Below are 20,381 nucleotides of genomic sequence, written 5' to 3'. Positions count from 1 at the left end.
TTCAAGTGTCTTGTGTATGAGTCCGGCGAAAAACCAATTTGTGTCCTTATCAGACACACAAACCTTGGTTGTTTGAACATACAGACCCCTTGGGGTTGTATGGTTAAGTGACTAAGCGTACACGGTGGATGCCTTGGCAGTCAGAGGCGATGAAGGACGTATTAACTTGCGATAAGCCCAGTTTAGATAGTAAAAATCACTTGAGACTGGGATTTCCGAATGGGGAAACCCAACTGCATAAGCAGTTATCGTTACGTGAATACATAGCGTAACGAGGCGAACCGGGGGAACTGAAACATCTAAGTACCCCGAGGAAGAGAAATCAACCGAGATTCCGACAGTAGCGGCGAGCGAAATCGGATTAGCCCTTAAGCTAGTCTTGCGTTAGGTGAACAAGCTGGAAAGCTTGGCGATACAGGGTGATAGCCCCGTAACCGACAACGCATTACAAGTGAAAACGAGTAGGACGGGACACGTGATATCCTGTTTGAACATGGGGGGACCATCCTCCAAGGCTAAATACTCCTGACTGACCGATAGTGAACCAGTACCGTGAGGGAAAGGCGAAAAGAACCCCTGTGAGGGGAGTGAAATAGAACCTGAAACCGTGTACGTACAAGCAGTAGGAGCCCACTTGTTGGGTGACTGCGTACCTTTTGTATAATGGGTCAGCGACTTAATTTTAGTAGCAAGGTTAACCGTTTAGGGGAGCCGTAGGGAAACCGAGTCTTAACTGGGCGTCATAGTTGCTAGGATTAGACCCGAAACCAGGTGATCTAGCCATGGGCAGGTTGAAGGTGAGGTAACACTTACTGGAGGACCGAACCGACTAATGTTGAAAAATTAGCGGATGACTTGTGGCTAGGGGTGAAAGGCCAATCAAACCTGGAGATAGCTGGTTCTCCCCGAAAGCTATTTAGGTAGCGCCTCGGACGAATACTACTGGGGGTAGAGCACTGTTAAGGCTAGGGGGTCATCCCGACTTACCAACCCTTTGCAAACTCCGAATACCAGTAAGTACTATCCGGGAGACACACGGCGGGTGCTAACGTCCGTCGTGGAGAGGGAAACAACCCAGACCGCCAGCTAAGGTCCCAAAGTTATAGCTAAGTGGGAAACGATGTGGGAAGGCTCAGACAGCCAGGATGTTGGCTTAGAAGCAGCCATCATTTAAAGAAAGCGTAATAGCTCACTGGTCGAGTCGGCCTGCGCGGAAGATTTAACGGGGCTAAGCTATACACCGAAGCTGCGGCAATATGACTTGTCATATTGGGTAGGGGAGCGTTCTGTAAGCCGTTGAAGGTGGTCTGTAAGGGCTGCTGGAGGTATCAGAAGTGCGAATGCTGACATGAGTAACGATAAAGGGAGTGAAAAACTCCCTCGCCGGAAGATCAAGGGTTCCTGTCCAACGTTAATCGGGGCAGGGTAAGTCGACCCCTAAGGCGAGGCCGAAAGGCGTAGTCGATGGGAAACAGGTTAATATTCCTGTACTGCTTATAACTGCGATGGGGGGACGGAGAAGGCTAGGTGGGCTTGGCGACGGTCGTCCAAGTTCAAGGGTGTAGGCTGATAGTTTAGGCAAATCCGGACTATCTTAAGGCTGAGACCTGATGTCGAGTCACTACGGTGATGAAGTCATTGATGCCATGCTTCCGGGAAAAGCCTCTAAGCGATAGGTTATACGTAATCGTACTCCAAACCGACACAGGTGATCAGGTAGAGAATACCAAGGCGCTTGAGAGAACTCGGGTGAAGGAACTAGGCAAAATGGTACCGTAACTTCGGGAGAAGGTACGCTCCTCACGGTGATGAGACTTGCTCTCTAAGCTGTAGGGAGTCGCAGATACCAGGTGGCTGCAACTGTTTATTAAAAACACAGCACTGTGCAAAATCGAAAGATGACGTATACGGTGTGACGCCTGCCCGGTGCCGGAAGGTTAATTGATGGGGTTAGACTTCGGTCGAAGCTCTTGATCGAAGCCCCGGTAAACGGCGGCCGTAACTATAACGGTCCTAAGGTAGCGAAATTCCTTGTCGGGTAAGTTCCGACCTGCACGAATGGCGTAATGATGGCCACGCTGTCTCCACCCGAGACTCAGTGAAATTGAAATCGCAGTGAAGATGCTGTGTACCCGCGGCTAGACGGAAAGACCCCGTGAACCTTTACTACAGCTTGGCACTGAACATTGACCCTACATGTGTAGGATAGGTGGGAGCCTTTGAAACCTCGTCGCTAGATGGGGTGGAGGCAATCTTGAAATACCACCCTTGTATGCTTGATGTTCTAACGTCGCCCCCTTATCGGGGGTGCGGACAGTGCCTGGTGGGTAGTTTGACTGGGGCGGTCTCCTCCCAAAGAGTAACGGAGGAGCACGAAGGTGGGCTAATCACGGTCGGACATCGTGAGGTTAGTGCAATGGCATAAGCCCGCTTGACTGCGAGAATGACAATTCGAGCAGGTGCGAAAGCAGGTCATAGTGATCCGGTGGTTCTGAATGGAAGGGCCATCGCTCAACGGATAAAAGGTACTCCGGGGATAACAGGCTGATACCGCCCAAGAGTTCATATCGACGGCGGTGTTTGGCACCTCGATGTCGGCTCATCACATCCTGGGGCTGAAGTCGGTCCCAAGGGTATGGCTGTTCGCCATTTAAAGTGGTACGCGAGCTGGGTTTAGAACGTCGTGAGACAGTTCGGTCCCTATCTGCCGTGGGCGTTAGATGATTGAGAGGGGCTGCTCCTAGTACGAGAGGACCGGAGTGGACGAACCGCTGGTGTTCGGGTTGTGATGCCAATCGCATTGCCCGGTAGCTACGTTCGGAATCGATAAGCGCTGAAAGCATCTAAGCGCGAAGCGAGCCTCAAGATGAGTCATCTCTAGACCTTTAAGGTCTCTAAAGGGTTGTCGAAGACTACGACGTTGATAGGCAGGGTGTGTAAGTGCTGCGAGGCATTGAGCTAACCTGTACTAATTGCCCGTGAGGCTTAACCATACAACACCCAAGGGGTTTTACGGACTCCATGAGCACTTGAATGACGTGTTTGAACGAAATTGTAAACGCTAGTTAGATTTTCCCAGATTGTATTTATCGCCTGATGGCGGTAAATAACCCGAATTTGCTTGGCGACCATAGCATTATGGACCCACCTGATCCCATGCCGAACTCAGTAGTGAAACGTAATAGCGCCGATGGTAGTGTGGGGTCTCCCCATGTGAGAGTAGGTCATCGCCAGGCTTCAAATTTAGATATACGTATTGAACGACGTGTATCGGATAGACAGTTGACTGTTTATCACCGTGTGGAGCGGTAGTTCAGTTGGTTAGAATACCGGCCTGTCACGCCGGGGGTCGCGGGTTCGAGTCCCGTCCGCTCCGCCACTTATTCAGACAGAGTTAAGTCTTTAAAATAACTAATAGGGGTGTAGCTCCAATTGGCAGAGCAGCGGATTCCAAATCCGCGTGTTGGGAGTTCGAATCTCTCCACCCCTGCCATCTTTAAGGCTCTAGCAGAAATGCTGGAGCCTTTTTCGTTTCTGGTGTTTAGTGTTCAAGCAGCGGATTCACCGCTACCGACAATCAGCGCATGTTGGGCGTTCGGCTCTCTCTACCCCTGCCATCTTTAAGGCGCTAGCAGAAATGCTGGAGCCTTTTTCGTTTCTGGTGTTTAGTGTTCAAGCAGCGGATTCACCGCTACCGACAATCAGCGCGTGTTGGGCGTTCGGCTCTCTCCACCCCTGCCATCTTTAAGGCTCTAGCAGAAATGCTGGAGCCTTTTTCGTTTCTGGTGTAGCGGATTCACCGCTACCGACAATCAGCGCGTGTTGGGTGTTTGGCTCTCTCCACCCCTGCCATCTTTATGGCGTGAGCAGAAATACTGGAACTGGAAAGCTGGTTTTCATCTTGTTATTTTTTCTGTGTAAGGGTAGGATTTGCTTGCTGATGGCTTATCTAGCCGATCACGGGTGATGGAGTTCCACCTTTAACCGCTCACACTGAGATAATGACTCCTACTATAGTTAGGATAGATCTATCTATGGTGGGGTATTTGTCTATCATATTGTCTATCCTTAGAAATTCATTTAAGAGATAAATAGAGACAGTATGGCTCATCCTCTAAGTGCAAACCCCAAAATACTGATCCAGATTGTTCGCTGGACTCTTCTTATTACACCTGTCGCTATTTTGGTCGGCTCGTTGAATGCGTTCTTTTTATGGATCCTAAGCACAGCGACAACGATACGTGTTGATAACCCATGGCTGATTTATTTGTTACCTCTCGCAGGTATTGTGATTGTCTATTGCTATCGAAATCTGGGTAAAAACTCAGAGGGCGGCAATAATCTGATCATGGATGAGATACATCAACCTGGTGCTGGTATTCCCACTCGCATGGGACCATTGGTATTAATTACGACGGTAATTACACACTTGTTTGGTGGTTCGGCGGGCCGTGAAGGTACAGCGGTGCAAATTGGTGGCGCAACAACCCACTGGTTAGCGCGTGTTTTTAAACTTAACGAGGCGGATACTCGGCTCATATTAATCGCGGGGGTTGCTGCGGGGTTTGGCGCCGTATTTGGAACTCCGCTAACCGGCGCTATCTTTGCGTTGGAAGTCTTAGCTATTGGTCGCTTGCGTTATGACGCGATTATTCCTGCCTTATTTGCTGCCATTCTGGCGGATCTTGTATGTACGGCTTTAGGTGCGCATCATACGCATTACCGTATTGATTTCCTCGAAAATATTACGATCTTCGATCATGTGCTAAAAGTCGATGTTTGGCTGATGGTGAAGATAGTCTTTGCGTCTATTGCTTTTGGCTTAGCGGGTTATTTATTTGGTGAGTTAACCCATGCATTTAAAGATATTTTCAAAGCTACATTAAAAAACCCTTACGTCATTGTAGTCACGGGTGGCTTGATGGTGATTGGAATAACACATTGGATTGGTAACTATGATTATATCGGGTTAGGTGTTTACAGTACGCGTGAAGGCGGTGTCAGTATATTGAGTGCCTTCACCGACGGTGGGGCTGAATGGTATAGCTGGGCTCTAAAATTATTACTAACGGCAATTACCTTAGCGGCAGGATACAAAGGGGGAGAAGTCACTCCGCTCTTTTTTGTCGGTGCGACATTAGGTAACACCATGGCTTGGGTAATGGGAGCGCCTGTTGATTTATTTGCAGCATTGGGCTTTTTAGCTGTTTTTGCCGCAGCGACGAATACACCTTTGGCTTGTACCATTATGGGCGTGGAGTTGTTTGGTGCTGACCATATGTTGTATTTCGCTATTGCTTGCTATACCGCATATTACTTTAGTGGTCATACTGGGATCTACTCATCGCAACGTGTTGCTGTACCAAAACTTTTTGATGATGAAGGTGCACCGAAAATTACTCATAAGCTCGGTGAGTTGAGAGAAACGCATTCATCGCTATTGAAAGCGCTGGTAAAGAAATTTTCAAAATAATGGATAAGGCTGCTTTGGCAGCCTTTCTTTTTTGTACTGCTTAGACCAGATTTATTGGTTTCGCCCTTGCTGCGCTTTCTTCCCTTCCCTATACTCCTTGCTGAAACTTGTCGGAGTGCCATTTGGCTGAGACCGCATTGCGGGATCCGTAGAACCTGATCAGGCTAATACCTGCGAAGGGAACAAGAGAAAATCTTCTGTTTAACGGCACTAATATATCTTTTCGTCGCTGTTAAGCTATCAGATGATGCTGCACACCCTACGTGTACGCCTCTTGTTTATGCACCAATCCGCCAAGCAAATATCCCAACCATGGAACCGTAAGGATTTTGCTATGTCGATTCGCAAACAAGCGAGACTGGAAGCTAAACAATTTATAGATTCACTTACTGCCCAACCATACCCTAACTCCCAGAAGGTCTATGTTGAAGGTAGCCGCCCTGATATCCAAGTACCCATGCGAGAAATTGCACTGGCCGATAGCTTAGTGGGTGGTACTAAAGATCAGCCTATCTTAGAGCCTAATGAAGCGATTCGTGTTTACGACACTTCAGGTTTCTACACCGATCCTGAGCAAGATATTGATATCTACGCGGGATTACCAAAGGTGCGAGAGGTTTGGATTACTGAACGTAATGACACCGAGCTGCTTGATGATCTGAGTTCCGCTTACTCTAAAGAGCGCCTTGCTGATGACAGCTTAGATGAGCTTCGTTTTGGTGAGCGAGCACGTATTCGTCGTGCGAAAGAGGGGGCATGCGTTACTCAGCTCCATTATGCGCGCCAAGGTGTGATAACGCCTGAAATGGAATATATCGCCATTCGCGAGAACATGGGGCGTGCAAAATACCGTGACGAGGTCTTGAACCATCAGCACCCCGGTATGAATTTTGGTGCTAATCTACCAGAAGAAATTTCAGCCGAGTTCGTTCGCAAAGAAATTGCTGAAGGTCGAGCAATTATTCCTGCCAATATTAACCACCCAGAATCAGAGCCAATGATCATTGGCCGTAATTTCTTAGTTAAAGTGAACGCCAATATTGGTAACTCCTCAGTGAGTTCCTCCATAGAGGAGGAAGTTGAGAAGTTAGTGTGGTCGACTCGTTGGGGCGGCGATACTGTGATGGATTTATCGACAGGGCGTAATATCCACGAAACACGTGAGTGGATCATTCGCAATAGTCCAGTTCCGATCGGTACAGTACCTATGTACCAAGCACTTGAAAAAGTGAATGGCATCGCCGAAAACCTCACTTGGGACGTTTTCAGAGATACGTTACTAGAACAAGCGGAGCAAGGGGTTGATTACTTTACTATCCATGCGGGTGTATTGCTGCGCTATGTGCCTATGACGGCAAAACGCGTGACTGGCATAGTGTCTCGCGGTGGCTCTATCATGGCGAAGTGGTGTCTGGCTCACCACGAAGAAAGTTTCTTGTACCTTCATTTTCGTGAGATCTGTGAGATTTGTGCCAAGTACGATATTTCACTCTCGTTAGGCGATGGCCTTCGTCCTGGTTCTGTGGCCGATGCTAATGATGAAGCGCAATTTAGTGAGCTACGTACCCTAGGTGAATTAACGAAAGTCGCTTGGGAATACGATGTTCAGGTGATGATCGAAGGCCCTGGGCATGTGCCAATGCATATGATTAAAGAAAACATGGAAGAGCAACTTAAGCACTGCCATGAAGCCCCTTTCTATACATTAGGCCCGCTGACTACTGATATTGCACCCGGTTACGATCACATTACCTCGGGTATTGGCGCCGCCATGATAGGTTGGTATGGCTGTGCCATGCTTTGTTACGTTACCCCTAAAGAACATCTTGGCTTACCGAATAAAGAAGACGTTAAAGTGGGTCTGATTACCTATAAGTTATGTGCTCATGCGGCTGATCTTGCGAAGGGTCATCCTGGTGCGCAAGTCCGCGATAATGCCTTATCAAAAGCCCGCTTTGAATTTCGTTGGGAAGATCAATTTAATTTGAGTCTTGACCCTATCACTGCTCGTGCATACCACGATGAAACTTTGCCGCAAGAGTCCGGCAAGGTTGCTCACTTCTGCTCTATGTGTGGTCCTAAATTCTGTTCAATGAAGATCTCACAAGAAGTTCGAGATTACGCAAGCAATTTGGAAAAGAGCGGCGATCTTGCCATTAAATTGCTTGATGATCCGCTTGAAGGCATGCGCCAAAAAGCAGATGAATTCCGCTCAACAGGAAGTGAACTATACCATCCCGTGAAAGAGGAAGATTAATGAGTGCAATCTGTTTACCTGAACGCTTAAAGCCATTGCTTACCCATATCGAGCCTTTGCTGGCTCAAGCCGCTCAATATCAATTGGGTGAAGCGGTGACTGTGACTGTTCAGCAATCTGATGTGGTAGACATATGCGTTGACTCTCGTTCGTTCAGCTTGAGCTTTGCTCAAGCTGTTCCTACCGATATGGCACAAATAGAAAGTCATTTTGTCGTGTGTGATCACTGGAGTGAGAGCACTGATGTTGCAGCCATTCAACGCCTAGTTGCCGCTAATCCCGCTTTGATTGTGTGTGGTTTCCCTGTTCAAGGTGGGGTGTTTGATATCTGGCACCATCATGGTGAAGCGCGAGCTGTGTACTGCCATCAGGCTGGCGATACAGAAGCTGTGCGTGCCATGTTGCTGGCAGCATTGGCATTGGATTACCCGGTCGAAGATGCGGTGACCTTGGCGCGTGCATATGCGCGTTATGTTCAGTTACATGATAATAAGCAGTGGCCACTGACACGTGAGGTGTTCCCTCGTCCAATGACGGCAAATCATCCTGAGATCATGACATTGGGTTGGCAAAGTAAAGAGGTTGCGGTTGCCCCTTTTGCTGCAACGGATGCTGAACACCTGGCGTTGTACCCTGTGGTGGACTCGGCAGAGTGGGTTGAGCGCTTACTGGAGCTTGGCGTGAAAACCACGCAGTTGAGAATTAAAGATCCTCAAGACCCTGCACTTGAAGCGCAAATTGCACAAATTATCGCGGCGGGTGATGCCCATCAGGCGCAAGTGTTTGTGAATGATTACTGGCAGCTTGCAATTGATCATCAGGCGTATGGGATTCACCTCGGTCAAGAAGATCTGGAGACGGCGGATCTAACTCAGATCCAGCAGGCAGGCTTGCGCTTAGGCCTTTCAACCCATGGCTATTATGAAATATTACGAGCGGCTGAGTTTTCGCCGAGTTATATCGCACTCGGTCATATTTTTCCTACCACCACTAAAGATATGCCATCGAAACCACAAGGACTGAGCCGATTAGCGTTATATCAACAGCTCATAGGCCAAGATTTTCCGACAGTGGCCATTGGCGGGATTGACCTTTCTCGTGCGGGATCTGTGTGGCGGACGGGTGTGAGCAGTGTTGCTGTCGTACGTGCGGTGACGCAAGCTGCAGATACTGGCGCAGCGGTAGACGCCTTTAATCAATTGTTGGTTCGATAATATGCTGAGTGACCAAGAGTTTTTACGCTATAACCGCCAAATTATGTTGCCTGAAATTGGTGAAAATGGTCAGACGCGGTTAGCAAATGCAAAGGTATTGATGGTGGGTGCCGGTGGACTTGGGTCATCGGCGGCATTGTATTTAGCCGGTGCTGGTATCGGTACCTTGGTGATTGCAGATGATGATGAGGTCGATAGCTCTAACCTTCAGCGCCAGATCATCTATCGCGATCGACATCAAGGGTTAAGCAAAGCTGAAATGGCCGCGGAGCAGGTACGTGCCTTGAACCCGCATATTCGAGTACGAGCCGTAAAAGCGCGCCTAGCGGATCAGCGTTTAACGATGGAAGTGGAACTTGCAGATGTGGTACTCGATTGCTCCGATAACTTGCCAACACGTCATGCTGTGAATCAAGCGTGTTTTAAGGCCAGAAAAATCTTGATCGCTGGCGCGGCAATCAGATGGCAAGGTCAGTTGATGGCGTTTGATTTTCGTCATGGTTCAGGTCCTTGTTACCACTGCCTCTTTCCGTACGATCCAGAAGCAAAGTCCCCTGCGATGAACTGCAGTAATTCAGGCATTGCAGGCCCGGTTGTGGGCGTGGTAGGTACCTTGCAAGCACTCGAGACCATCAAGGTGCTTACCGGTGCTGGTCAGGTTGGTTTTGCCACTTTGCAGCAATTTGATGGGTTAACCATGACATGGCAAAAATTTAATGTCGCCCAGGATAAGTGTTGTCCTGTCTGTGGCACAGGAGAGAAACATGACAATCAATAATACCGAAATTCAGGTCTCAGTGAATGACAAGCCGATGACTTGCCCGCCCGCCATGACCCTATCAACCTTGTTAATGCAGCTTGATATGCCATTAAAGGCCACGGCTGTTGCGGTAAATGATGACATTGTGCCGCGCCACCAGTGGGATTCAACTTTACTCAGTGGTGGTGATCGTATTGCCCTATTTCAAGCGATTGCTGGAGGTTAATAATGTTAACTATTGCGGATAAAACATTTTCTTCACGCCTGTTCACGGGAACAGGTAAATATGCCAATAGCCAAACGATGGCAAAATCGATCATTGCGACCGAGTCTGAACTTGTGACTATGGCATTGAAGCGGGTCGACATTGATAACCGCGACGATGACATTCTCGCGCCATTAGTCAAAGCGGGCGTGAATTTATTGCCTAATACCTCGGGTGCTAAGAATGCCAAAGAAGCCATTTTTGCGGCTAAGTTGGCGCGTGAAGCCTTAGGTACCAACTGGCTGAAGTTGGAAATTCACCCAGACCCTAAATACTTAATGCCAGACCCGATTGAAACCTTAGCGGCCGCAGAAACCTTGGTGCGCGAGGGCTTCATTGTGTTGCCATATTGCCACGCAGATCCTGTGTTGTGTAAGCGTTTAGAAGAAGTCGGTTGCGCCGCTGTGATGCCACTCGGTGCCCCGATTGGTTCGAATAAAGGTTTGGCATCACGTGATTTCCTTGAAATCATCATCGACCAAGCGCGTGTACCTGTGATTGTCGATGCGGGAATTGGTGCGCCATCACACGCAGCCGAAGCGATGGAGATGGGGGCTGATGCGGTCTTGGTTAACACGGCGATTGCTGCTGCGGCGGATCCGATTGCAATGGGATGCGCGTTTAAATTGGCAGTAGAAAGTGGCCGTATGGCGTATGAGGCGGGCTTAGCGGGAACAGTGAATCATGCGATCGCCTCTAGTCCGTTAACGGCGTTTCTTGACCACAGCGCGTAGGGAAACATCATGAGCTATGTTGATGTGTGGAAGCAACTGAGTTGGGACGACGTTCGTCTTTCTATCTACAGCAAAACCGCGGCAGATGTTGAGCGCGCATTGCGTAAATCGAAGCGCGACTTGGAAGATTTTAAAGCCTTAATTTCACCTGCGGCAGAACCGTATTTAGAGCAAATGGCGCAACAGTCGGCGGCGTTAACACGGAAACGCTTTGGTCATACGATGGCATTTTATGTGCCTTTGTATTTATCGAATCTGTGCGCCAATGCCTGTACCTATTGTGGCTTTTCGATGGAAAACCGTATTAAGCGCCGTACGCTGAACACAGCTGAAATTGAACGTGAGTGTCAGGCTATCAAGGCGATGCATTTTGATAGCGTGCTATTAGTTACAGGTGAGCATGAACGTAAAGTGGGCATGGAGTACTTTCGTGACGCTCTGCCACCGATTAAACAGCAATTTAGTTACTTGGCGATGGAGGTGCAGCCGCTGGATCTGCATGAGTATGCGGAACTAAAGACCTTAGGGTTGGATGCGGTGATGGTGTACCAAGAAACCTACAGTGCCTCCACTTATGCGCAGCACCACCTTCGTGGCAATAAAATGGATTTTGAGTACCGCTTAGCAACACCCGATCGATTGGCAAGAGCGGGCATTGATAAGATAGGGATTGGCGCCTTGATTGGGCTTGAAGAGTGGCGGACAGATTGCTTCTTTGTGGCCAATCATTTGGATTACCTTGAGCGGACTTACTGGCAAACCCGTTATTCGATTTCGTTTCCGCGGTTGCGCCCGTGTGAAGGAGGCTTACAGCCGAAATCTGTGATGAGTGATCGTCAGTTGGTGCAGCTTATCTGTGCCTATCGTTTGTTTAACCCTGAAGTCGAGTTGTCACTGTCGACCCGAGAAGCACCTGATTTTCGTGATAATGTGTTACCGCTGGGGATCACCAGTATGTCGGCGGGATCGAAAACGCAACCTGGGGGCTATGCCGATGATGAGCCTGAGCTTGAGCAGTTTGCGATCAGTGATGAGCGTTCGGTAGCGGCTGTTGCTGATGCCGTGAAGCGACATGGCTTTGAAGTGGTGTGGAAAGATTGGCATCACGCATACTCTGGCTAGTATGGTTCAGCGCTTGGATTCATAAAAGAGAAACGCCCGATTGTTGATAGAAACAACCGGGCGTTTTATTTGGTTAGGTGTGTCTGTATTAGCGGTTGAGTGGTTTTGTTGCTTGCTCAAGCCAGGCTAAATCTTCACCCTCGAACGATGGGCGTAATACATCCAATACCGTTTGGTGATACTTGTTTAGCCAAGCAAGTTCCACATCATTCATTAGGCTGATATCAATTAAGCGCTGATCGATAGGGGCGCGGGTCAGTGACTCAAACCCAAGGACTGTCATGTCGCCTTGGGTTGGTACTTCAACGACCAGCTCAAGGTTTTCGATGCGAATACCAAAAGCATCGGCGCGGTAGTAACCAGGTTCGTTGGATAACACCATACCGGCAAGTAGGGCGGTTGGGTTGTGCACTTTTGCGATACGCTGCGGTCCTTCGTGAACACTCAAGAAGTGGCCGACACCATGGCCCGTACCGTGGTCATAATCGAAGCCATGTGCCCATAGGTGTTGGCGTGCCAGCGCATCCAATTGGGAGCCCGTTGTGCCTTTCGGGAAGCGTGCTGACGCGAGTGCAATATGGCCTTTTAATACCAAGGTAAACGCGGTTTTGACTTCATCGCTTGGCTGGCCAATCGCTATGGTGCGGGTGATATCGGTCGTGCCGTCTGGGTATTGGCCGCCTGAATCCACCAAGTACACATTGTCCATTTCCAAAACGCTTGGTTGCGGTTGGTTCTGGTGGTTGTAGTGACACATCGCCGCGTTACCGCCAGCGGCAGAAATGGTATCAAAGCTAACATCGGTACAGCTACTGTCTTCAATGCGGAATTGCCATAAACGATCTGACAATGTGCCTTCATCAAGCAGGTTGCCAGCTGCAACTTGACGGTCAACCCAAGCGAGGAATTTAGTGATCGCTACGCCATCGCGGATATGACAGGCTTTCATGCCCGCTATTTCAGTTGGGTTTTTTGCTGCTTTGGGTAATAAGCAAGGGTCTGCGGCATCTATCAATTCAGCGCCTGATGCCAGTAGTACTTGGCTCGCCCATGCATTGCTGGTGGCTGGATCGACCAATACCTTACGTGCAGTGAGAGCTTGCAAGCCTGCTTCCAGTGCTTCTGGTGCTTCAACACGTACGCCTTCGCCGACATGGGCGGCAAAGTCTTCTGGTAAGCGGCTCGGGTCAATGTAGAAGTCGACACTCGCATCGGCATGGATAATCGCCGTTGATAGCAAGATTGGTAGGCTAGGTACGTCGCTACCACGAACATTCAGTAGCCAAGCGATGCTATCGAGTTGGGTGAGTAGGGCAGCTTCCGCCTCTTGTTTTTTCAACTCAGCAGCAATCAGTGCACGCTTGTCTGCGCTTGATTGGCCGACAAAGTCTAATCCCATCAGTTTCGCATTAGAAAGCGTTGGTGCTGGGCGATCGTGCCACAGGGTATCGATAGGGTTAGTATCGATACTGATTACATTCAGTTTATCAGCAACATTTTCGCAGGTACGTGCTAACCATGCTGAGCTGTGCAAGCGGGCATCAACCGCGACTTTACTGCCAGCAGTTAAGTTCTCTTGTGCCCATGAGATCGGCGGCTCGTCGATCAGGTGACGATATTCAAATACATCGCCCGGTACTTGTTTGCGTACCTGAACCACGTAGCGACCATCTACAAATACCGCGGCTTTGTCTTGGGTGATCACCGCCATCCCTGCTGAACCTGTAAAGCCCGTCGCCCAATGTAGGCGTTCATTATGAGCGGGAATGTATTCACCGAGGTATTCGTCTTCATGAGGAATAAGCAAGGCGTCATACTGGTTTTCAGCCAGCCACTGACGGATCTGCTCCACACGTTGTGAGATAACTGCTTGCATGTTTGTTGTTCCTTAATGGTTGTCACCGTCCTTGCTGACGGAATAATCCTTAACCTGCCAACATAATCACCGTGCATTATGCGAGGTAAGTCTAGCTACGGTAGCGCTTTTAACTGTTGGCTGCAATTCCGCGGCAACGGCTGATGATCAAATTTTTGAGCCAAGCATGGCCTGGATCGCTTTCTTGGTGTTGATGCCAAAAAAGGGTGTATGCCATGGCAGGAAGTTTGCAAGGCAGAGGCAAGACCACCAAGTTCAGCTGGGCGGCAATGTGGTTTGCAAAGTGGCTCGGGGCGGTAAACACCAAGTCGGTATGGGTACATAAACTCGCGGCGCTATTAAAGTCTGGAACGTACATGGCAATATCACGGTTGAGTCCAAGCTCTGCCAGCTTATAGTCGAGTAACCAACGATCATCACGGCCACAGCGCACCTGAATATGACGTTGGCGTAAATAATTATCCTGGTCCCACTTTTGATTCAGCACCGGGTGACCTTTACGAACAATGCAGCGTTGTGTGTCACGGCAAAGTTCTTGAAAGATAATTCCTTTGGGAGGCATGAGTGTCAGCATGGCATCTTTAGGGTTAAGATCTTTGCCTGTGATGCCAAAGTCGATTTCACCGCTGTGCAGCTTATCGAACGTGTTGGGCTCCCAAGCTTGGGTATCCAAAATAATGTTTGGCCCTTCGCTGAAAATATCCCCCAAAAACTGCGGTAAAAATAGCGGGTAGGCACTTTCAACCAATGCCATGCGAAAGTGACGATCGCTGGTGGCAGGGCTAAATTCAGGCGGTGCTGTTATGTGTTCAATATCGCGCAGTAACTGCTCTAAGCAAGGTTGCAGAGCACGTACCCGGGGAGTCGGTACTAAACCGTGGGCGCTACGCACAAAAAGAGGGTCATCAAATTGCTCACGTAATCGCGTTAAGCTTTTGCTGACGGCGGATTGGCTCAAGTTCAACCGCTTGGCGGCTTGCGTCACGCTACACTCTTCCATGAGAACATGTAGGCAAACCAATAGGTTTAAATCGAGGCGTGATAATTTGGTAAATGACACGGCAACCTCTTACTGTGTTGTGATATTCCCAAATGGAAAATCTAACCTGAATATAAACCATTTCAATTCATATCTCTAACCGCTTATAGTGCTGCCACTATCTACTAGGAAACCAACATGAAACCAGAATCAACTGCGGCAGGCACACGCCTTGTAGCCCTGATGGTGGTATTGGTGCTATTTAGCCCATTAGCCATCGACCTTTATTTACCTGCTTTGCCAGCTATGGCAGAGACGTTTGCGGTTGATACCACCCGTGTCCAAGACACAGTGACACTCTTTATGTTTAGTCTTGGCCTTGGCCAGCTATTGGCCGGACCATTAGCGGATCGCTACGGTCGCCGCCCGATCGCCCTTGGAGGCATTACTCTCTATGCCGTAAGTTCAGCAATGGCTTACATGGCGCAATCGCTTGATCTCTTATTGTTTGCCCGCTTAGCCCAAGGCTTTGGTGCCTGTGCAACATCGGTTGCTGCGTTTGCCGCAGTACGGGATAGTTTTGGCCCTGAACGTAGTGGTCGCATGATCAGTTACCTCAATGGTGCGATTTGCTTTATTCCTGCACTGGCACCGTTAATGGGCGCATGGTTAACCCATGAATTTGGCTGGCGTTCAAACTTTAGCTTTATGGTGGGTTTTGCCTTGGTGGCTGGTAGCTTGATTGCGGTGGGCTTTAAAGAAACCCGCCCAGCAGAAACCAATACCGCGGGTTCTTTGATCAGCTTTGAGCGCTACATGTCAGTATTGCGTGAGCCTGTATTCTTATTCCATGCCATTTTGTGCATGCTCGCGATGGCGGTGATTTTGGCATATGTCACATCAGCACCGGTATGGCTAATGATGAATATGGGTTTAGACATGGGTCAGTTTACTTACTGGTTTGGTCTTAATGCGGTATTGAATATTGCGGCATGCATGGCTGCGCCTAAATTTATGGATCGCTTTGGTTCTCGCCAAACCCTGAATACTGGCCTGGTAATGCTGGTGATTTCTGGTGCGACCATGCTTGCATTTAGCGGGTTATTTGAAGCGTGGGCGTTTATGGTGCCGATCTTTATGTCGTCAATCGGCTTTGCCTTTGTACTGGGTTCGGCGGCAGGTAAAGCCCTTGCCCCATTTGGCGACCGTGCAGGGACAGCTGCTGCATTATTGGGCTTATTCCAAATGAGTGGGGCTGGTTTGATGGTGAGTTTGATGCAACGTTTAGACTTAACCCCGCCAGTCCTGATGACGCTACAGATGTGGCTGGTGGTACCAGGTTTACTGATTTTATGGTCTAAGATAGGCCGAAAATGGCACGCTCCTTGTGCTGCTTAAGGATTTTTAATCCTTTATAACTAGACGCTTGGCTCCTTAAAGGCGCAGGGTCTCGACAACCCTAATATTCTTTCGCCTGTCACCTGTGTGACAGGCTTTTTTATGCTTATCGATTAGGTGTTGTCAGCCATCGATTTTTGAGTGCTTTTCCCTTTTATCTGCTGAATCACTAAGCCGCACACAATCAAAACTAAACCCACTAAGGTTGATGGGTGGATTTCCTCGCCAATGATAGTCGCTAATAGCATCAGTGAAATAAAGGGTGAAATGAAAATCAGATTACTGATCTTGGCGGTGTTTTGAGTGAGTTTTAGCGCACTGATCCAAAGTACAAATGTAATCCCCATCTCAAATAAACCGACATAGCTTACCGCGAGCCACCCCTGCCATGGGATGGACGGCCATTCGCCACTGTAGAGGCTGAGACTGATGGAAAGTGGCAGTGAGACTAAAAAGCCAAGTAACACACCGAGTACAGGATCGGCTTGGTTTTTGGTATTGAGGATCCAATACATCGCCCAGAGCAGTGTTGATAATAAGGCCAACGCCACTCCTGTTGGGCTCTCAAACTGTAATGCCAGTACGTCCCCTTTAGTGGCTATCACGATGACACCTAAATACCCAAGGGCACAGGCTGCCCAGTCTTGCTTACGGATCTTTTGTCCCAGAAAAACGGCGGCCATCAAGGTCAGCGTGATCGCCCAGCTGTAATTGAGGGGTTGAGCTTGTGATGCGGGGAGCAGTTCGTAGGCTTTAAATAACACTACATAGTAAGCAAAGGGGTTGATTAAACCTAAGCATAAATAATAGAAGGGGCGGGCAGCGAAAGTTCGCCCTAGTAAGTGCAGCTTACCTTGCCAGTAAGCGATGCCTGTGAGGGCAGCCGCTGAGACCACACTGGCAGCAACCACCATCTGAATAGGGGTAAAATAATCGAGAGTGATTTTAAAAGCCGTTGCCACTGTTGACCAGAGCAACACCGCGGCCATGCCATAGCCGAGGGCATAACGTTCGTTCATTGTCGTCCTTGTTTACGTCAGCGCGTTATTCTTGTGGCACGAAGTTAATGCCAGTAAGGGATGAGTGACAGTCTATGCGATTGTATTTCAGGCGACTAGAGGGGAAAACTTCAGGCTGTGATGCTTAGCGCACTCCATTCTACATTTCCTTTTTCGTTCGCTTTATCATCGTTGAGCCGCCAAGGGATGCCACTTTAAATGCTGGACATTTATCCAGTATCCACTTAGCCTTAAATCAGAAATTATTGGTATTTTTCAGGGTTAAACATCATGACGGAGTGGCTTAGCGGCGACTTACTATTCGCGGTTGCTGCCGCAACAGGGGCAACATTAGCCAGCGTTGTCACAGCACTGTGGTTGAATGGTAAACACAAACAGCAAATTGCACTGTGGCAACAGCAGCGTGCGGCTGATCTGCGTTTAGCCGAGACCCGTGAACAGCAAATTCAACAACAATTGGATGAACGTAGCCAAGAGCTGGATGAAACGGATGTCGATCGCGACCGTTTAAGTCATGAGTTACGCCAGATGCATGCCCGCTTGGCGGCGGCATTGGAAAAAATGCGTCATTTCGAGGCGCTTAAAAATGAAAAGCAGTACCTGACTGAGCAACTCGAAAACGCCCGTGGTGCAAATGCGGGGCTAGAAGGGGATTTACGCGAGCAAGAAGCCCGTCATTTTGAAGAGCAAAAAGCCGCGGAAGAGAAAATAGCCTTACTGGAAAATGCTGAAGAGCGACTGCGTATTCAGTTCGAAAGCCTGGCCAACCGAATGTTTGAACAAAAGACGCGTACGGTTGATGAACAAAACAAACAAAGCCTCGAAAGCATTCTTTATCCACTACGAGCTCAATTGGAAGGCTTTAAAAAGCAGGTTAACGACAGTTTTAGTGCTGAAGCGCGTGAGCGTCATACCCTAGTACACGAGATTAATAACCTTAAGCAATTGAACGAACAGATGGCGCAAGAGGCTGTTAATTTAACCCAAGCGCTAAAAGGCGACAATAAAGCGCAAGGTAACTGGGGGGAAGTCGTGCTGGCGCGAGTTTTGAACGAGTCAGGTTTACGTGAAGGGCATGAATACCAAACTCAGATCAGCCTCGAAAATGAAGACGGCAAGCGTTATCAGCCTGATGTGGTGGTGCATTTGCCGCAAGATAAAGACGTAGTCATTGATGCTAAAATGTCGCTGGTGGCCTACGAGCGTTACTTTAATGCTGAAACCATCGCTGAACGTGAATTGGCGATGAGTGAGCATACTGCCTCGATTCGTAGCCATATTCGAGGATTAAGCCGGAAGGATTACCACCAATTGCATGGCGTCCATAGTTTGGATTATGTCTTGATGTTCATTCCGGTGGAGCCCGCTTTTCAAGCCGCGATTGAAGCTGACCCATCACTGATCCGCGATGCCATGGATCAAAATATCATGCTCGTCAGTCCAACTACCCTCTTGGTGGCATTGCGCACTATCAACAACTTATGGCGTAATGAACGCCAAAATCATAATGCCAAAGAAATCGCTGAGCGTGCCAGTAAACTGTACGACAAGTTACGTTTATTTGTCACCGATATGGAAGGGGTTGGCGCGTCATTGGATAAAGCCAATCAGAGCTACCAAGGCGCAATGAATAAGCTGTCCACAGGGCGTGGTAATGTGATCCGTCAGGCTGAAAGCTTTAAATCTTTGGGTGTGGAAGTGAAGCGCGATATTAATCCAGTGCTTGCTGAAAAAGCACAGCCGTTAGATGATAGTCATGTTCAGCGGGATTCTGCTAGTACTCAGCAAAACGAGACCCTTGCACCCGCACCACGCGCATTGTTGTAAATGAATTGCGACATAACTTTGAGCAAACAGCGACCATCAAGTAAACTAGGCCAGTTGTTTACACCACTATCAGCATGACGGAAATAGCATGACGGACACCACACAAGATACAACCCACTTTGGCTTCCGCACTGTCGCCAAGGAAGAAAAAGCTAACATGGTCGCAGAGGTTTTCCACTCGGTAGCCGCAAAATACGACATCATGAACGATATGATGTCTATGGGTATCCACCGTGTTTGGAAACGCTTTACGATTGATTGCAGCGGCGTACGTCGTGGCCATCGTGTGCTAGACCTTGGTGGTGGTACTGGTGATTTAACCGCCAAATTCTCTCGCATTGTCGGTGAGACAGGTCAGGTTGTTTTGGCAGATATCAACAACTCAATGCTGAAAGTTGGACGTAGTAAGCTGCGTGACAGCGGCATTGTGGGTAACGTGGGTTATGTTCAAGCGAACGCAGAAGAGCTGCCATTTCCTGATGACTACTTTGATTGCATCACAATCAGCTTCTGCCTACGTAATGTAACCGACAAAGATAAAGCGTTACGCTCTATGTATCGCGTACTGAAGCCGGGCGGCCGTTTACTGGTATTGGAATTTTCTAAACCTGTGCTAGAGCCGCTATCAAAAGTTTATGATGCATACTCTTTCCACTTGTTGCCGAAAATGGGTGAAATTATTGCGAACGATGCTGAAAGTTACCGTTACCTCGCGGAATCAATTCGCATGCACCCGAACCAAGAAACCTTGGAAGGTATGATGCAAGAAGCCGGTTTTGAGCAAACAAATTACTATAACCTTACGGGTGGTATTGTTGCACTTCACCGTGGTTACAAGTTCTGAGGCCCCTATGCCAATTGATGTATTTGTTACTGGCGTGGTTGAAACCTCGCTCAATACACTCCTGAATGACGATGCGGAATCGCAGCGTCGCTTAGCCCGTTTACGTGGCAAAGTGATCAGTGTAACCATAAATGAAATGGGTAAAACACTGTACTTTGTCTTCAGTCAGCAGCTGGATGTATTGGGTGCGTTTGAAGGTGAGGTGGATTGCCAGCTCGCCTTAAATCTAAGTGTATTACCAGAATTGCGCCAACAGGCTAACCTGACGCAGCTGATCAAAGCTGACAAGTTATCACTGGACGGTGATATTCAGTTGGCGCAACAGTTTTCTTCTTTATTGAGTGGTTTAAAGCCTGATGTTGAAGAGAAGCTGTCTCAGTATACGGGTGACGTGGTCGCTCATACCTTGGTCCAAGGTGCCAAAACAGGGTTAAGCTTTGTCCAGCGTGGCATTGCCCGTCGACAGCGTGATTTAGCGGAAGTGATCACCGAAGAGTGGAAGCTGGCGCCGCAAGCGCTAGAAATCGCCTATTTTGCCGATCAAGTTGATGATGTAAAAACCGATGTTGCTCGTTTAGAAGCGCGCATTAACCAGCTGTTAGAGCGTTGCTAA

The 20,381-nt window shown here is 48.7% G+C and carries 14 protein-coding genes, 2 tRNA genes, 2 rRNA genes and 2 riboswitches; of the genes, 15 read left to right on the top strand and 3 right to left on the bottom strand.

What is annotated here, in order from left to right; translation table 11 throughout:
• Nucleotides 1-101 precede the first annotated feature (101 nt).
• The 11 genes from OCU77_RS16995 to thiH all read left to right on the top strand — a co-directional run bounded on the left by OCU77_RS16995 (nt 102) and on the right by thiH (nt 11,825).
• Nucleotides 102-2,993, top strand: a 23S ribosomal RNA gene (locus OCU77_RS16995).
• Between the two features lie 127 nt (nt 2,994-3,120).
• Nucleotides 3,121-3,236: ribosomal RNA gene (rrf, locus tag OCU77_RS16990) — 5S ribosomal RNA — on the top strand.
• Nucleotides 3,237-3,302: 66 nt separating this feature from the next.
• Nucleotides 3,303-3,379: transfer RNA gene (locus OCU77_RS16985), tRNA-Asp, on the top strand.
• 37 nt (nt 3,380-3,416) lie between these two features.
• Nucleotides 3,417-3,493 (top strand) — tRNA-Trp (locus tag OCU77_RS16980).
• Nucleotides 3,494-3,953: 460 nt separating this feature from the next.
• Nucleotides 3,954-4,018, top strand: a riboswitch (Fluoride riboswitch).
• An 84-nt stretch (nt 4,019-4,102) separates the two neighbouring features.
• On the top strand, nt 4,103-5,473 hold the full coding sequence (locus tag OCU77_RS16975) for a voltage-gated chloride channel family protein (RefSeq protein ID WP_107303093.1): 1,371 nt from the start codon (nt 4,103-4,105) through the stop codon (nt 5,471-5,473).
• Between the two features lie 101 nt (nt 5,474-5,574).
• Nucleotides 5,575-5,672, top strand: a riboswitch (TPP riboswitch).
• A gap of 135 nt (nt 5,673-5,807) precedes the next feature.
• Complete coding sequence (gene thiC / locus OCU77_RS16970) at nt 5,808-7,730, top strand: phosphomethylpyrimidine synthase ThiC (RefSeq protein ID WP_107303094.1); 1,923 nt, start codon at nt 5,808-5,810, stop codon at nt 7,728-7,730.
• A complete protein-coding gene (thiE, locus tag OCU77_RS16965) occupies nt 7,730-8,944 on the top strand; it encodes a thiamine phosphate synthase (RefSeq protein WP_048899972.1) in 1,215 nt (404 codons plus the stop codon). The genes thiC and thiE overlap by 1 nt, the downstream gene beginning before the upstream one ends.
• Nucleotide 8,945: 1 nt before the next feature.
• On the top strand, nt 8,946-9,722 hold the full coding sequence (locus OCU77_RS16960; protein ID WP_048899973.1) for a HesA/MoeB/ThiF family protein: 777 nt from the start codon (nt 8,946-8,948) through the stop codon (nt 9,720-9,722).
• On the top strand, nt 9,709-9,930 hold the full coding sequence (gene thiS, locus OCU77_RS16955) for a sulfur carrier protein ThiS (RefSeq protein ID WP_048899974.1): 222 nt from the start codon (nt 9,709-9,711) through the stop codon (nt 9,928-9,930). Before OCU77_RS16960 ends, thiS begins: the two co-directional genes overlap by 14 nt.
• Nucleotides 9,931-9,932: 2 nt before the next feature.
• Nucleotides 9,933-10,703, top strand: coding sequence for a thiazole synthase (locus OCU77_RS16950; protein WP_048899975.1), 771 nt, complete (start codon nt 9,933-9,935; stop codon nt 10,701-10,703).
• Between the two features lie 9 nt (nt 10,704-10,712).
• Nucleotides 10,713-11,825: a 2-iminoacetate synthase ThiH gene (gene thiH / locus OCU77_RS16945; RefSeq protein WP_048899976.1), complete on the top strand. Its 1,113-nt coding sequence runs from the start codon at nt 10,713-10,715 to the stop codon at nt 11,823-11,825.
• A gap of 88 nt (nt 11,826-11,913) precedes the next feature.
• Here the strand turns inward: thiH and OCU77_RS16940 are convergent, their stop codons facing one another.
• Together OCU77_RS16940 and OCU77_RS16935 are read right to left on the bottom strand one after the other, a co-directional pair.
• Nucleotides 11,914-13,701, bottom strand: a complete 1,788-nt coding sequence (locus OCU77_RS16940) for an aminopeptidase P family protein (RefSeq protein WP_107303095.1) — start codon at nt 13,699-13,701, stop codon at nt 11,914-11,916.
• A 109-nt stretch (nt 13,702-13,810) separates the two neighbouring features.
• Nucleotides 13,811-14,761, bottom strand: coding sequence for a LysR substrate-binding domain-containing protein (locus OCU77_RS16935; RefSeq protein ID WP_048899977.1), 951 nt, complete (start codon nt 14,759-14,761; stop codon nt 13,811-13,813).
• 117 nt (nt 14,762-14,878) lie between these two features.
• Here OCU77_RS16935 and OCU77_RS16930 point away from each other — a divergent pair, with 117 nt between their 5' ends.
• Nucleotides 14,879-16,078: a multidrug effflux MFS transporter gene (locus tag OCU77_RS16930; protein WP_048899978.1), complete on the top strand. Its 1,200-nt coding sequence runs from the start codon at nt 14,879-14,881 to the stop codon at nt 16,076-16,078.
• 113 nt (nt 16,079-16,191) lie between these two features.
• On the opposite strand, the gene OCU77_RS16925 is transcribed toward OCU77_RS16930, so the two are convergent.
• A complete protein-coding gene (locus OCU77_RS16925) occupies nt 16,192-17,097 on the bottom strand; it encodes a DMT family transporter (RefSeq protein WP_048899979.1) in 906 nt (301 codons plus the stop codon).
• 270 nt (nt 17,098-17,367) lie between these two features.
• Here OCU77_RS16925 and rmuC point away from each other — a divergent pair, with 270 nt between their 5' ends.
• The 3 genes from rmuC to OCU77_RS16910 all read left to right on the top strand — a co-directional run bounded on the left by rmuC (nt 17,368) and on the right by OCU77_RS16910 (nt 20,381).
• Nucleotides 17,368-18,924 carry a DNA recombination protein RmuC gene (gene rmuC / locus OCU77_RS16920; protein ID WP_048899980.1) on the top strand — a complete coding sequence of 519 codons (1,557 nt, stop codon included), beginning with the start codon at nt 17,368-17,370 and terminating at the stop codon, nt 18,922-18,924.
• A gap of 88 nt (nt 18,925-19,012) precedes the next feature.
• Nucleotides 19,013-19,768: a bifunctional demethylmenaquinone methyltransferase/2-methoxy-6-polyprenyl-1,4-benzoquinol methylase UbiE gene (gene ubiE, locus OCU77_RS16915; protein WP_048899981.1), complete on the top strand. Its 756-nt coding sequence runs from the start codon at nt 19,013-19,015 to the stop codon at nt 19,766-19,768.
• A gap of 7 nt (nt 19,769-19,775) precedes the next feature.
• Nucleotides 19,776-20,381, top strand: coding sequence for a ubiquinone biosynthesis accessory factor UbiJ (locus tag OCU77_RS16910; protein WP_048899982.1), 606 nt, complete (start codon nt 19,776-19,778; stop codon nt 20,379-20,381).

It is taken from the genome of Photobacterium swingsii (assembly GCF_024346715.1).
Taxonomy (GTDB): Bacteria; Pseudomonadota; Gammaproteobacteria; order Enterobacterales; family Vibrionaceae; genus Photobacterium; species Photobacterium swingsii.
Note: the sequence above shows the minus strand (reverse complement) of the source record. Positions and strands in the feature narration are given on the sequence as shown.

Bases quoted from the DNA above. Each gene is read 5' to 3' on its own strand.
- OCU77_RS16925 (WP_048899979.1), bottom strand. From the start codon at position 17,097: ATGAACGAACGTTATGCCCTCGGCTATGGCATGGCCGCGGTGTTGCTC.
- thiE (WP_048899972.1), top strand. From the start codon at position 7,730: ATGAGTGCAATCTGTTTACCTGAACGCTTAAAGCCATTGCTTACCCAT.
- OCU77_RS16940 (WP_107303095.1), bottom strand. From the start codon at position 13,701: ATGCAAGCAGTTATCTCACAACGTGTGGAGCAGATCCGTCAGTGGCTG.
- thiC (WP_107303094.1), top strand. From the start codon at position 5,808: ATGTCGATTCGCAAACAAGCGAGACTGGAAGCTAAACAATTTATAGAT.
- OCU77_RS16975 (WP_107303093.1), top strand. From the start codon at position 4,103: ATGGCTCATCCTCTAAGTGCAAACCCCAAAATACTGATCCAGATTGTT.
- rmuC (WP_048899980.1), top strand. From the start codon at position 17,368: ATGACGGAGTGGCTTAGCGGCGACTTACTATTCGCGGTTGCTGCCGCA.
- thiS (WP_048899974.1), top strand. From the start codon at position 9,709: ATGACAATCAATAATACCGAAATTCAGGTCTCAGTGAATGACAAGCCG.
- OCU77_RS16960 (WP_048899973.1), top strand. From the start codon at position 8,946: ATGCTGAGTGACCAAGAGTTTTTACGCTATAACCGCCAAATTATGTTG.
- OCU77_RS16950 (WP_048899975.1), top strand. From the start codon at position 9,933: ATGTTAACTATTGCGGATAAAACATTTTCTTCACGCCTGTTCACGGGA.
- ubiE (WP_048899981.1), top strand. From the start codon at position 19,013: ATGACGGACACCACACAAGATACAACCCACTTTGGCTTCCGCACTGTC.
- OCU77_RS16930 (WP_048899978.1), top strand. From the start codon at position 14,879: ATGAAACCAGAATCAACTGCGGCAGGCACACGCCTTGTAGCCCTGATG.
- thiH (WP_048899976.1), top strand. From the start codon at position 10,713: ATGAGCTATGTTGATGTGTGGAAGCAACTGAGTTGGGACGACGTTCGT.
- OCU77_RS16910 (WP_048899982.1), top strand. From the start codon at position 19,776: ATGCCAATTGATGTATTTGTTACTGGCGTGGTTGAAACCTCGCTCAAT.